This is a genomic window from Plantactinospora mayteni (assembly GCF_016862935.1).
GTDB lineage: Bacteria > Actinomycetota > Actinomycetes > Mycobacteriales > Micromonosporaceae > Plantactinospora > Plantactinospora mayteni.
Genome location: NZ_BONX01000041.1, coordinates 15,800 through 29,015 on the forward strand (window position 1 = coordinate 15,800; position 13,216 = coordinate 29,015).

Here is a 13,216-nt window from a genome sequence, read left to right on the forward strand (position 1 = left end):
CCGCCTGTCCCACCGACCGGCCCGGAGTACCGGGCGGGAGGACACGGCTGTGCCGCATCATCATCCGAATCGAGAGAACCGTCCGCATGCCCGCCGGGCTGACCCGCCGGTCCGCCGGCAACCCGACCGACCGGCCAGGCCGGCGGTGCGTACCGGGCAGGACCGGTCGCGCCGGGTGCTCGGGCAGAACTTCCTGCGCGACGAGCGGACCATCGCGCAGATCGTCACGTCGGCCCGCCCGGACCCGGGCGGGCTGGTCCTGGAGGTCGGCGCGGGGCAGGGGGCGCTGACCAGGGAGCTGGTCCGGCGGTGCCGGCGGGTCGTCGCGTACGAGATCGACCCCGCCCTGGTCGCCCGGCTCGGCGAGGAGTTCCGGTCCGAGCCCGGGATCCGGGTCGTACACGCCGACTTCGTCGCGGCCCAGCCGCCCGGCGAGCCGTTCGCGGTGGTCGGCAACATCCCGTACGCCTCGACCAGCCGGATCGTCGACTGGTGTCTCGACGCCCCACGGCTGACCACCGCCACCCTGGTCACCCAGTTGGAGTACGCCCGGAAGCGCTGCGGCGACTACGGCCGGTGGACGCTGCGGACCGTGCAGACCTGGCCGTGGATGAACTGGCGGCTGGCCGGCCGGATTCCCCGGGAGCGGTTCCGGCCGATGCCCCGGGTCGACTCCGGCATCCTGCGCCTGGAGCGCCGGGCGGTGCACCTGCTGCCGGCGCACCAACTCGCCGACTACGAGCGGTTCGTCGCGCTCGGCTTCGGCGGGGTGGGCGGCTCGCTGCGGGCCTCGTTGCACCGTGGCTATCCGGCACGCCGGGTCGACGCCGCGCTGCGGGCCAACCGGGTGCCCGCCGACATCCTGGTCGGGTACGTCTGGCCGGAGCAGTGGATCTCGTTGTTCCAGGCGGTCCACTCGGCCCGGCGCTGAGCCGACCCCGGCCGGGGGACCGCCCCGGGCCGGTGCTGTCGGTGGGACTGCCCACCGGCGGCACCGGCCGGGGTCCGGTCGCCCGATGGCGGGGCCGGGTGCCGGCCGGCTGGCTTGCGGCCCGGCTCTCCGGTCAGTAGGTGATGAAGCCGTACAGGGCCAGGTGGTTCGACCTGGTGCCAGCCACGGTGTGGTCGACGGCGGACGGTTGCACGCTGCCCTGGACAAAGAGGTAGTCGATCTTGCTGGAGCCGCTGGTCGCCCGCGAACCGTAGCCGGTCATGCCGTAGCCGCTCAGCGTCGACGCCGGGATGCCGGTGCGGTTCGCGTCGATGCCGACCACCCGGATCGTCGAGGCGTTCATCAGGCTGGTGGCGTCGGCGCCGAGGTGGATACCGGTGCCGCCGATCCCGGTGTAGCCGTCCCCGGCACAGGCGTTCTGCCGGTTCTCCTGTGGCAGGTGCATGGTGGCGGCGAAGACCGTGGTGCCGGTCGCCTTGACGGTGAACCGCGCCGCGATGGCGCTGGTCCGCTTCCACTTGTGATAGTCGATGCTGTCCGGGTCGCTGTTCGGTGGCTTGTAGAGCGTGCACCCGGCACCGTTGGCGTACGCCGTCCCGGGCTTCAGCCAGCCGGCGCTCCAATCCGAGCCGTCCGATCAGGATGGACGATGGCGAACTGCGGTGGACCGTGCGGGACCGGATGCGCGAGAATGGCATGAGTTGCCACAGTGCAACCAGCCATGGAGGTGACGAGTTCGTTGGCAGCAGATGACCAGGAGATCGGCCTCGCGGCCGCGCTCGGTGCGATCCGCCGGGAGCTGGCCGAGGCGATGGAGTCGGCCGAGGCCGAGGGCGGGCCGGTACGGCTCGGTGTCTCGTCGCTCGAGCTGGAGTTGCAGACCACGCTCACCCGCGCCGGAGACGTCGAGGGTGGCATCAAGGTCTACGTGATCTCCGCCGGGGCGAGGGCGTCGGAGAGCCGCAGCGACGTGCAGACCCTCCGGATCCAGCTCGACGCCCGGACAGCCAGCGGAGAACCGGTGCAGACCAGCGACAGGCTGCGGCGACCGCCGCGATAGGTCGGAGGTGACGCGGTGGCCCAGGATACCGAGCCTCGCCCGGCCCGGGTGGCGAAGATCCTCGTGTACTGCCCACCGGGGACCAACGAGCCCGGCTTTGGCACCGGATACCAGATCTCCGACCGACTCGTGCTCACTGCCCGACACGTTGTCGACAAGGTGCCGAAGGGTTGCGACCCCGAAGACGCGGCGCTCTTCGTCGAGCTGGGCGAGGACGGCAAGGAACGGCGGGTGACCTGCGTGTGGTGCTCCCGGGAGGGTACCGACCTCGCCCTGTTGCGGCTCGACGAACCGCCGAGGGAGCGGGTCTCGCCGGTCCGGCTGGGCCGGGTGGACGTCACGAGACCGACGACGGTCAGTGCGCTCGCGATCGGATACCCGAAACACGCGGAGGTCAGCATCAGGGCGACCGGCGAGTACTGGCGTGGCCGGACGCAGGTTCCGGGCCACATCCGCACCGCCACCACCGGCCGGCCCGGGACGCTGCACTTCCAGTTCGACGACGCACCGGCGGCGGGGCCGTTCCGCGACAGCCCGTGGAACGGGATGTCCGGCTCGGCGGTCTTCACCGCCGGGTCCCACCTTCTGGTCGGGGTGGTCCAGGAGCACAATGCGAACTCGGGGGTCAGCCAGCAGACGATCGGGGCGCTCGACGCGGCCACCGACCAACAGTGGCGCGACCTGCTCACCGAGGACGACATCTCCCCGGACCCACGTCCGGTCTTTCCCGACGGCTGGAACCAGGACTGTACCGACCTGCTCCCGCACGGCGACTACCTTGACAACCTGGCCGACCAGGAACCGTTCCTCGGTGCCGACAGGCTGCCCTTCGTGGATCCGGGCGACCATCCGAGCGCGCCCCGCCAGGTCCTCGCCGCGCTGACCCGCACGACGGAGAGCGCAGATCCGCGGCTCGGGGTGATGCTGGTCGGCATACCGGGGATCGGCAAGACCCGGCTCTGCCTGGAAACCGCCGCGCTCGCCGAGCGGGCGGGGTGGCTTGTCGTCCACCTTCGGCGACGGGACAACCACACGTCACTGGAGGAAGCCTGGCAGAGCCTCAAGAAGTTCTCCGCGCCGGTGTTGCTCGTCGTCGAGGATCTCGAATGGCTTGCCGGCACCGCACTCCAGACTGTCCGGTCGATCCGGGCCCCCGCCCAGGGCGGCACGCGGCTGGCCGTCCTCGGTCCCGCCCGGACCACCACGTTGCACAGGGCCGACTGGAGGCTGCCGCCGAAGAAGACCTTCGACGTCGTCGAGGTCCGCGCCGACCCGAGCTACCAGGCCGGGATTCTGCGCCAAGCGGTGCGGAATGTGGCCAAGGACGCCGTGCACCATGTGGACGAGGCGCACCTGCTGAGGATCTGCCGGGGCATCCCGGCCATCGCGGTGCTGCTCGCCGACTACTACAACCGCGAGGCCGGCAGGAACGACATCAGCGCGGCGGTACCGCTCGACGACCTGGGCATTGCCGGCTGGCTACGCGACATGCTGAACCGGGAGGAACTGCGGGCGCGGCGGCCGGAATCCGCGTCGGAGCCGAGCCCTACGCCCGACGGACGGCTCACCGCCGCCGTGTGGATCGCCGCAGCGACTCCGCGAGCCGCCGGTGCGCTGACAGCGGCGCTGGAGAGGCGTGGCGAGATCCTCAGCCCGCTCGGTAACCGCTGGTCGCCTCTGGCCCTGCTCGAATCGCTGTGCCGCGCTGGCATCCTGACCAGGCGCGGCGACACCATCCACACGGTGCACGACCTGTACGCCGACCGCCTGCTCGAAGAGGTGCTGGTCGAACGCGATTCCGGCACGGTCTGGGGCGAACGGCTCGGCTCGACCCTCGATCCCGGGCTCGACGACCAGCAGGTGCTGCGAAACGTGGCCGTGGCTTTGCAGCGGCTGCGCGACTCGCTCGACGACCCCACAGGGCGGGCCCTCGACAGCGCCGTCGCGCGGTGGTGCGTCGACCGGGGCAAGGAGCTGACCGCGCTGCTCGACGGGGACCCCGAAGGGCAGACGCTGCACACCCTGCTGCGCCTGCCGACCTGGCGACCGGGCATCCGCCGGCTGGTCGAGCCGATCGCCGAGCTCTGGCTGAAGCGACACTACCGCGACCCGAAGTTCCGGGACGGGATACTCGCCGTCGCCTCGTGCCTGGATCCGCAGGTCGGATATCCGTACGTGATGGGCTGGCTCAGCCACAACCTCGCCAACCCCCGGGCCGCGTTCGCGTTCCACCGGCTCTCTCCGCCGGAGGGCGTCGACGCCGCCTACGACGAGTGGACGGTGGAGCGGGCCTTCCAGTGGCTGACGCAGAACAAGCCGCACCCGAACGCCTCGTTCGTGCTCCAGAACCTGCTGGACCACGGCAGGAAGCTCGGCCTGCCGCCCGGCCATCCGTACGCCGCCCGCGTCGTCGCCTGGGCCCTCGGCTGGCTGGTGCGCAACGGCCCACACCGCAACGCGTCGTACGTCGCCCCGCCGCTCGTGCAGCGCCCGGAGCTGACCGGCGCGGAACTGGAGACGACCGCGTTCTTCCTGCTCGACAAGGTCGCGCCCCGGGAGCCATACAATGCCAGCTTCGCCCTGGAGGCCGTGCTGGCCCGGCACCGCACCCGTCGGGACCTGCCCGACGCGGTCGTCAAGCGGGCGGTGAAGGACTCGCTGGACTGGCTGGAGGACTCCCGGGGCTACGGTCTGCGACCCCAGGCCGCGTACGTGCTGGAGAACCTGATCCCGTCCGACCAGTGCACCGGGGACGCCCTCGTCCGGGTCGTGGACATCGCCATGAAGTGGCTCGCCAGGAACAAGGACGTGCCGGAGACCGGACGGGTCATCGATCCCATGCTGCACCTGGCCCGTCGGGAGACCTATCAGTGGGCCAAACTCCGTGGGGACGAGTCGGCGCGACTTGCCGAGCATGCGGTGAACTGGCTTTCGGGCCCCCGGACGAACCGGAGTACCCGGATCAGCCTGCTCGGCTCGCTGCTGGCGACTCAGCTCATCGACGACGACGCCGACGAGTTGCGCCGGTGTACCGAGCAGGCGTTGGCGCTCTACCAGGAGACGCCGTTCCCGACGGTGGCGCGGGACCTGCTTCCGCCGTTGCTGAGAAAGACGGCACGGTTGGCGAAGCGTCAACCCGACCTGGCGAACTTCCGGGCCGACCTGCTGGACCTCACGTTCGATCATGTCGACCGGTACCCCCGCGACCCGCACACCAGCTACCCGCTGACCTCGCTGGTCTCCGGGTCCGACCTCGGCGCCGAGCGGTACGCGACCGCGCTGGCGGCGACGCTGAACTGGCTCGGCGCGCACCCGACCGACGAGAGCGGGGTCAAGTTGCTGGCCGCCGCGCTGCGCAACCCGCTGGCGAGCCGGGCCGACCAGGGAACGCTGGTGGACCGCGCCGTCGGGATGCTCTCTCCCTCGCTGCTGGGCAGCGCTCGAGGTCGCCATCTGGTCAAAGCCGTGCGGGCACAGCGCGCCGAGACGACGCCCGAGTGGAACAGGTTCGTCGGGCGGGCCTGCGCCCAGGTGACCGACGGCGCCATGCCGGGCCGGGTCGATCTGGTGCTCCAGGATCTGCTGCATGCTACCGACGTGCTGGACGAGCCGGTGCGGCACCAACTGCACGCGACCTGCGTCAGTTGGTGCGCGGCCAGGCCCCAGTCGACCCGGGTGTTCGATCTGCTGCCGTGGGTGCTGCGCGACCGTACCCTGCCACCGGCGCTGCGGCATTCCGCGCTGGCCGTTGCCTGCGCCGGGCTCACGGCGGACGCCGCGCGGGTCGGCACTGCCGGTCGGCTGCTCGCGGCGGTGCTGCAAGACGGGGACCTCGGCGACCCCGCCGAGGCCGACCGGGTGCTCGCCGTCGCGCTCGACTGGCTCGAGAACCAGGTGCACGACGGCACCGCCGTCGAGCTGCTACCGCAGGTGGCACACAGGTTGCGGCGGGACGCCGGTGCGGGTCGGGCGACCCGGGACGCCGTGCGCCGGGCGGTCGGCTGCCTCGACGTGTGGCTGCTGCGGCACCCGGCGGCGCCGGCCGAGAAGCGGGCGGGCATCGAGGCGCACCGGGACGCCCTCGCCCTGCTCGACCCCGGCTGAACCCGCGCCGCCGCCGGTGCGGACGCCCGTCGGCCCGCGCGTGGCGACCGGGTTTACCTGCCGGCCTCGGGTGTGGTGACCGGGTCACCCGCCGGCCCCGGGGGTGGTGACCGGGTCCAGGCCGAGGCCGTCGAGGGCGTGGGCGAGGCGGTCGTTCTCGGCTCGGAGGAAGTCGCCGAACGCCGTCCCGTCGAGATACGCGTCGGTCCAGCCGTACTTGGCCAGCACCGCCTGCCACTGGGCCGAGCCGTGCAACCGGGTGACCATCTCGCGCATCGCCGCTATGTCGGTGTCATGCAGTCCGGGCGGCGCGACGATGCCCCGCCAGTTGGTGAAGACGACGTCGACACCCCGCTCCCGCAGGGTCGGCGCGACGGTGCCGGCCAGGCGGAACTGGCTGGTCACGGCGAGTACCCGGAGCTGGCCGGAGGCGATCTGGTCGGCGTACTCGCTGCGGCCGGAGACGCCGAAGGCGACCTGGTGGTCGAGGATCGCGGCGAGCAGGTCGCCGCCGCCGTCGAACTGCCGGTAGCTCACCTGCCGGGGCGGGATGCCGACCGCGTCCGCGATCAGCATCGGGGGGAGATGGTCCGGGCCGCCGACGGACGAGCCGCCACCCACCGGTACGCCCGCCGGGTCGGCCCGCCAGGCCGCGAGCAGTCCGTCGATGTCCCGGTACGGCGAGTCCCGGGTCACCACCACGATGGCCGGCTCCTCGATCAGCCGGGCGATCGGGGTGGTGTCCTGGAGGGTGAACCGGGCGCCGGAGGCGTACTGGCTGCCCACCACGCCGAGCCCCATCAGCATCATCAGGTCCGGGTTGCCCCGTTCGTAGCCGAGCCGGCGCAGCCCGACCACACCCCCGCCACCGGGCAGGTTGAAGACCTCCACGCCACGGGCGATCCCGGCGTCGGCCAGCGCCTTGGCGGCGGTCCGCGCGGTCACGTCGTAGCCGCTGCCCGGCGCGTTCGGGACGAGCAGCCGTAATCCGGTCGCCCCGTCCGCGAGGCGGTCGGCGCAGCCCGACACGGCGACCAGTACGAGAGCGAGTGCGCCGGCCAGCCACCTCGGCGTCGGGTACCTCGTGCGGGTCATCCGCCGATCCTGGCTGGCCGGCGCCCGGTTGTCACCACCTGTGACCGGACCAATCTGCCGGTTGACGTCGGGGCTGGTCAGGTGAGAGCTTCCCGGTTGTCCGGGCGGCGCGTGCCGCGACCTGCCGGGCCGCGCCGGGAACCGGAACCGGAGCGCGACGGGGAACGAACCGGACGAGGAGGAGCGATGCGGCAGCGGATGTCCCTGGCCGGTCAGTTCCTGCTGCTGCAACTCGGCATCGTCCTGCTGGTCGTCTGCACCGTGGCGGCCGTCTCGATCGCCGAGTCCGATGCGGCGTTCCGCCGGGACGAGGGCTCCCGGCTGCGCTCGGTCGGGGAGAACGCGGCGATCAACCGGACCGTACGGATGGGCATCGGCGACCCGCACGGCCAGGAGGCACTGGCGGCGGTGGCGGAGAGCGCGCGGGCGGTCTCCGGCGCGACGTACGTGCTGATCGCCGACGCCACCGGCAAGCTGGTCACCGGTCCCGACGCCGGATCGCCGATGGTGCTCGGCAGCAGCGACGGCCTCGCCGGCCGGTCCTGGGTCGGTGTGGTCGACGACGGCTCCAAGGTGCTGGTCGCGCACGTGCCGGTACTCGACGAGCGGGACGGCCGGTTCCTCGGCCTGATCGTGGTCGGCCAGACCTATCCGACGCTGCCCGAGCAGCTCGCCGCCGGCCTCACCAACCTGCTCACCTACCTGCTGCTCGGCGGGGTACTCGGGGTCGCCGGCTCACTGCTGCTGGCCCGGCGGGTGAAGCGGCAGACGCTGGGGCTGGAGCCACGCGAGATCACCGGCCTGGTCGAGCACCGCGAGGCGATGCTGCACGGCATCAAGGAGGGCGTACTCGGCACCGACACCGCCGACCGGGTGACCCTGGTCAACGACGAGGCGGTCCGGCTGCTCGGGCTGGCGGCCCTGCCGGTGGGCCGGTCCCTGCACGCCGAGCCGATGGAACCCCGACTGCGGGACGTACTCACCGGCAAGGTCACCGGGGTCGACCAGATCGTCCTGAGCGACGACCGGGTCCTGGTGCTCAACCGCCGGCCGGTGCTGGTCCGGGGTCGCCGGGTCGGCTCGGTGACCACCCTGCGGGACCGGACCGAGTTGACCGCGCTCCGCCGCGAGCTGGACGCCAGCCGGAACACCACCGAGGCGCTGCGGGCGCAGGCGCACGAGTTCTCCAACCGGCTGCACACCATCGCCGGGCTGATCGAACTCGGCGAGCACGACGAGGTGATCCGGTACGTCACCCGCGCCAGCCAGGTGCACGAGAAGCTGAACCGGGACGTCACCGAGCTGGTCCGCGATCCGGCGCTGGCCGCGCTGCTGATCGCCAAGGCCAGTCTCGCCGCCGAGCAGGGTGTCCGGCTCGCGGTCTCCCCGGAGTCGGACCTGCCCCCGGTCGACGACCAGCTCGCCGCCGACCTGGTGACGGTGGTCGGCAACCTGGTCGACAACGGGCTGGACGCGGCCGGCTCCGGTGGCCGGGTGGAGGTCGCGCTCGCCCGGGTCGACGCGGAGGTCGTGGTCCGGGTCGGCGACTCCGGCCCGGGGGTCCCGCCGGAGTTGGTCGAGGAGGTGTTCCGGCAGGGGTACAGCAGCAAGGATCCGGCCCGGGGCCACCACGGGCTCGGTCTGGCGCTGGTCCGGCTGATCTGCCAGCGCCGGGGCGGCAGCGTCGAGGTCGACGGGGCGTCGTTCCGGGCCCGGCTGCCGCTGTCCGGCCCGGAGCGGGCCGGGGACGCCGCGCTGTCCGCCGGTACCCCGGGCCGGGGGGCTCCGCTGCCCGGGACGGCGCCGGCATGATCCGGGTACTGGTCGTCGACGACGACTTCATGGTGGCCCGGGTGCAGCGCGGCTTCGTCGAGCGGACGCCCGGCTTCACCGTCGTCGGGGTGGCGCACACCGGCGCGGAGGCGCTCGACGCGGTGCACCGGCTCCGCCCCGATCTGGTACTGCTCGACATCTACCTGCCGGACCTCTCCGGGCTGGAGGTGCTGCGCCGGCTGCGCGAGAGTGAGGTGGTGGTGGACGTCCTCGCGGTGACGGCGGCCCGGGACGTCGACACGATCCGGACCGCCCTGCGCGGCGGGGTGGTGCACTACCTGATCAAGCCGTTCAGCTCGGACGCGCTGCGCGACCGGCTTGAGCGGTACGCCGCCGCGCAGCAGCGGCTGGCCGGGTCGGGGGAGGTGGCCCAGGAGGATGTCGACCGGCTCTTCGTCGCGCTCCGGTCAACCCCGGTCGAGCTGCCGAAGGGCCTCACCCAGCCGACCGCCGAGCTGGTCGCCACGGCACTGCGGTCGGCCGACGGGGACCTCTCGGCGACCGAGTGTGCCGACCGGGTCGGGCTGTCCCGGGTCAGCACCCGGCGCTATCTGGAGCACTTCGTCGGGGCCGGCAAGGCCGGGGTGAGCCTCCGGTACGGCTCCGCCGGTCGACCGGAGCGACGCTACCGGTGGACCGGCGGAGCGTGACCTGGCGTGCCTGACAGACCGCCCGGTGCCCGGCCGTCAGTCGTCCTCGCCGAAGGCGAGCCGCTGGGCGGTGGCGGGCCGGCCCCGCAACCGGGCGACGATCCGGGGCAGGAACGGCACCAGCAGCGCCACCACGACCAGCCCGAGCAGTACGGCGGTGAGCGGTCGGGTGACGAAGACGCTCAGGTCCCCGTTGGAGAGCACCAGTGTGCGGCGGAACTGGAGTTCCATCATCGGGCCGAGGATGGCGCCGAGGATCACCGGCGCGATCGGGAACTCGAAGTGCCGCATGAAGAACCCGAGCACCCCGATCCCGTACGCGATCAGCACCTGGATCACGCTGTTGGTGGCCGCGTAGACGCCGAGGGTGGCGAAGACCAGGATGCCGGCGAAGAGGATCGGCCGGGGGATCTGGAGCACCTTCACCCAGAGCCGGATCAGCGGCAGGTTCAGCAGGAGCAGCAGTACGTTGCCGACGTAGAGCGAGGCGATCAGCGCCCAGACCAGTTCCGGGGACTTGTCGAAGAGCTGCGGTCCCGGCTGCACGTTGAAGATCTGGAACGCCGCCAGCATCACCGCCGCGGTCGCCGAGGTCGGGATGCCGAGGGTGAGCAGCGGCACGAGTACCCCGGAGAAGGCCGCGTTGTTCGCCGCCTCCGGCCCGGCGACCCCCTCGATCGCCCCCTTGCCGAACTCGGCCTTGTTCTTCGCCCGGTGCCGTTCGTAGGTGTAGGAGAGGAAGGTCGGGATGTCGGCGCCGCCGGAGGGCAGCGCGCCGAACGGGAAGCCGACGGCGGTGCCGCGCAGCCACGGCCGCCAGGACCGCGCCCAGTCCTGCCGGCTCAGCCAGCCGAAGCCACCCTTGACCGGTTCGAGCGGGGTGACCCGGTCGGGTAGCTGTCCCAGCCGGCTCGCCACGTAGAGCGTCTCGCCGATGGCGAAGAGCCCGACGATGATCACCACCACGTCGATGCCGTCGAGCAGTTCCAGGGTGCCGAAGCTGAACCGGGCCTGCCCGGTCAGCTCGTCGAGCCCGACCAGGCCGAGGAAGAGGCCGAGGACGAGCGAGATCAGGCCCCGGACCAGGGAGCGGCCGACTAGGGCGGTGACCGCGACCATCGCCAGCAGGGCCAGTGCGAAGTAGTCCGCCGCGCGGAACTCGACCGCGAGCGCCGCCACCGGCTTGGCGAAGAGGGTCAGCAGCAGCGTCGAGATGGTCCCGGCGACGAACGAGCCGATCGCCGCCGTCGCCAGCGCGGCTCTGGCCCGACCGCGCCGGGCCATCTGGTACCCCTCGATCGCGGTCGCCACCGAGGCGGACTCGCCCGGGGTGTTCAGCAGGATCGAGGTGGTGGAGCCGCCGTACATGGCGCCGTAGTAGATGCCGGCGAACATGATGAACGTGCCGATCGGGTCGTCCAGGCTGAAGGTGACCGGCAGCAGCAGCGCGATGGTCAGCGCCGGCCCGATCCCGGGCAGCACCCCGACGAAGGTGCCCAAGGTGACACCGATCGCCGCGTAGAGCAGGTACTGCGGTTCGAGGACGGTACCGAAGCCGCCGAGCAGGTCGCCGAAGATGTTCACAGCGGCAACACCCCGGCCGGCAGCGTGATGTCGAGTCCCTGGGTGAAGCCGTAGTAGATGGCGAACGCGAGCGGCACCGCGACCGCGACGTCCCGGATCCACTGCCGGCTGCCGAGGATCCGGGCGCAGGCCACGAAGAAGACCGCCGAGGCGAGCACGAAGCCGGCCGGGTCGAGCAGCAGCACGTAGCCGAGCAGCGCCGCGCTGAGCAGGGCCGGCGGCAGCCAGCGTACGGCCGCCACGGGCTCGTCGTCCGGCTCGGTCGTGGCGTTCGGCTCAGCCGCTGCGTCCGGCTCGGTCGTGGCGTCCGGCTCGGTCAGGGCGGCAGACTCGGTTGTGGCAGCCGGCTCGGTTGTGGCAGCAGACTCGGTTGCGACGGCAGGCTCGGGCCGGGGCGGCGTACGGAACTGGGTGACCAGGTACCAGGCGGCCAGCACCACCCAGCCGGTCGTCACCACCAGCGGGGCCAGCCACGGCCCGGAGATCGAGTAGTCGCCGTCGGCGGCCCGGTACGCCGTCCAGAGCAGGAACAGCCCGCCCGCCAGCAGTACGGTCCCGAGGATCCGGGCTCCCCGGGGCGCCGGAACGGGGGCGGCCGGCTCGACCGCCCCCGTCCGGGTCTGTGACTCAGTCGGCATCAGCCGGCCAGTCCGATCTCGGTCAGGACCTGGGTGATCCGGGTGCTCTCCTGCTCGAAGAACGTCTTCGCCTCGTCACCGCTGCGGTAGAAGTCGTCCCACTTCTGCGTGGCCAGCGTCTGCTTCCACTGCTCCGAGGAGTGCACCTTGTCGATCATCTCGATGATGGCGGCCCGCTCGCCGTCGGAGATGTCCGGTGCGGCGACGAGTCCGCGCCAGTTCATCAGCTCGACGTCGTACCCGGATTCCTTGATGGTGGGGGCGGGCTTGCCGGCGCCGACGTCGATGCCGGTGGCGCCGGAGACCGCGAGGGCACGCACCTGGCCACCGGCGACCAGGTCGGCGTACTCGCTGGCGCCGGAGACCGCCGCGGTCAGGTCGCCGGAGAGCAGCGCGGCCTTCGACTCGCCGCCGCCGGAGTAGGCGACGTACTTCATCGCCTTCGGGTCCGCACCGGCCGCCTTGGCGAGCAGTCCGACGAGGATCTGGTCGGTGCCACCGGCGGAGCCGCCACCCCAGTTGATCGACGCCGGGTTGGCCTTGGCGTCGGCCATCAACTCCTGCAACGTCTGGTACTTGGAGTTCGCCGGTACGACGATGACCTCCTGCTCGGCGGTGAGCGTGGCGATCGGCGTGGTCTGCCCGAGGTTGACCGGGGACTTGTTGGTCACCACCCCGCCGATCATGACCAGGCCGGTCACCATCAGGTGGTGCGCGTCGCCCTTGTTCTTCGTCACCAGTTGGGACAGGCCGAGCGTGCCGCCCGCACCGGTCACGTTGGTCACCTCGATCGACTCGGTGACCAGCTTGCCGTCGGTCAGCGTCTTCTGTAGCGCCCGGGCGGTGCTGTCCCAGCCTCCGCCGGGTGCGGCGGGCGCCATCAACTGGATCGTCCGGGTCGGGTACTTCACGGCCTCGGCGTCGCCGCCCCCGTCCCCGTTCTGGCCACAGCCGGCCGCGGCGAGCGCGATCAGGGGTACGCAGGCGAGCGCCGCGACCCGCCGGCCACCCGTGACCCGGCCAGGGGTGCCGGGCGGGCGGGAGCCGCCCCGGAGCCGGCCCGGCGCGTTCCGAAGGTCTCTCATCGGTCTCTCCTCGACATGTGCGGCTGTTGCCACAGCGTTACCGCTGGGTTGCGTAGATGCTTCCGGCAGAGGTGACGGCCGTCACCGTTACGGTCATGGAGTTCGTTGTGGTCTTTGTGGTCACGGGCCTGCCAAGGCTGTCGGAGCGGCCGGAGCCGCGGGCGCTGCCGCCTAGCGGTCGGCGTCGATATCTGGTAGGAATTTTCCAAACATTG

General features: G+C 72.0%; 10 protein-coding genes. 5 read left to right on the top strand and 5 right to left on the bottom strand.

Annotation, left to right across the window (positions count from 1 at the left end; translation table 11 throughout):
• The first annotated feature begins 145 nt into the window (after positions 1-145).
• Complete coding sequence (erm, locus tag Pma05_RS28285; protein WP_203860540.1) at positions 146-931, top strand: ErmE/ErmH/ErmO/ErmR family 23S rRNA (adenine(2058)-N(6))-methyltransferase; 786 nt, start codon at positions 146-148, stop codon at positions 929-931.
• Between the two features lie 133 nt (positions 932-1,064).
• Here erm and Pma05_RS28290 read toward each other — a convergent pair whose 3' ends face one another.
• Complete coding sequence (locus Pma05_RS28290) at positions 1,065-1,397, bottom strand: hypothetical protein (RefSeq protein WP_203860541.1); 333 nt, start codon at positions 1,395-1,397, stop codon at positions 1,065-1,067.
• A 294-nt stretch (positions 1,398-1,691) separates the two neighbouring features.
• On the opposite strand from Pma05_RS28290, the gene Pma05_RS28295 reads away from it, so the two are divergent.
• The gene (locus tag Pma05_RS28295; protein ID WP_203860542.1) at positions 1,692-2,012 is read left to right on the top strand and encodes a trypco2 family protein; all 321 of its coding nucleotides are present in this window, start codon (positions 1,692-1,694) and stop codon (positions 2,010-2,012) included.
• A gap of 15 nt (positions 2,013-2,027) precedes the next feature.
• Positions 2,028-6,116, top strand: coding sequence for a S1 family peptidase (locus tag Pma05_RS28300; protein ID WP_203860543.1), 4,089 nt, complete (start codon positions 2,028-2,030; stop codon positions 6,114-6,116).
• A gap of 84 nt (positions 6,117-6,200) precedes the next feature.
• Here Pma05_RS28300 and Pma05_RS28305 read toward each other — a convergent pair whose 3' ends face one another.
• Positions 6,201-7,211 (bottom strand): Bug family tripartite tricarboxylate transporter substrate binding protein, encoded by a 1,011-nt coding sequence (locus Pma05_RS28305; protein WP_203860544.1) that lies wholly within the window; start codon positions 7,209-7,211, stop codon positions 6,201-6,203.
• 186 nt (positions 7,212-7,397) lie between these two features.
• On the opposite strand from Pma05_RS28305, the gene Pma05_RS28310 reads away from it, so the two are divergent.
• Together Pma05_RS28310 and Pma05_RS28315 are read left to right on the top strand one after the other, a co-directional pair.
• Positions 7,398-9,023 carry a sensor histidine kinase gene (locus tag Pma05_RS28310; RefSeq protein ID WP_203860545.1) on the top strand — a complete coding sequence of 542 codons (1,626 nt, stop codon included), beginning with the start codon at positions 7,398-7,400 and terminating at the stop codon, positions 9,021-9,023.
• Positions 9,020-9,694 carry a response regulator gene (locus tag Pma05_RS28315; RefSeq protein ID WP_203860546.1) on the top strand — a complete coding sequence of 225 codons (675 nt, stop codon included), beginning with the start codon at positions 9,020-9,022 and terminating at the stop codon, positions 9,692-9,694. The genes Pma05_RS28310 and Pma05_RS28315 overlap by 4 nt, the downstream gene beginning before the upstream one ends.
• 36 nt (positions 9,695-9,730) lie before the next feature.
• Here the strand turns inward: Pma05_RS28315 and Pma05_RS28320 are convergent, their stop codons facing one another.
• From Pma05_RS28320 to Pma05_RS28330, 3 genes are read right to left on the bottom strand one after another with little or no spacing between them, the layout of a single operon-like run.
• Positions 9,731-11,278 carry a tripartite tricarboxylate transporter permease gene (locus tag Pma05_RS28320; RefSeq protein ID WP_203860547.1) on the bottom strand — a complete coding sequence of 516 codons (1,548 nt, stop codon included), beginning with the start codon at positions 11,276-11,278 and terminating at the stop codon, positions 9,731-9,733.
• Complete coding sequence (locus Pma05_RS28325) at positions 11,275-11,916, bottom strand: tripartite tricarboxylate transporter TctB family protein (protein ID WP_203860548.1); 642 nt, start codon at positions 11,914-11,916, stop codon at positions 11,275-11,277. Before Pma05_RS28325 ends, Pma05_RS28320 begins: the two co-directional genes overlap by 4 nt.
• On the bottom strand, positions 11,916-13,001 hold the full coding sequence (locus tag Pma05_RS28330) for a Bug family tripartite tricarboxylate transporter substrate binding protein (protein WP_203860549.1): 1,086 nt from the start codon (positions 12,999-13,001) through the stop codon (positions 11,916-11,918). The genes Pma05_RS28325 and Pma05_RS28330 overlap by 1 nt, the downstream gene beginning before the upstream one ends.
• Positions 13,002-13,216 lie beyond the last annotated feature (215 nt).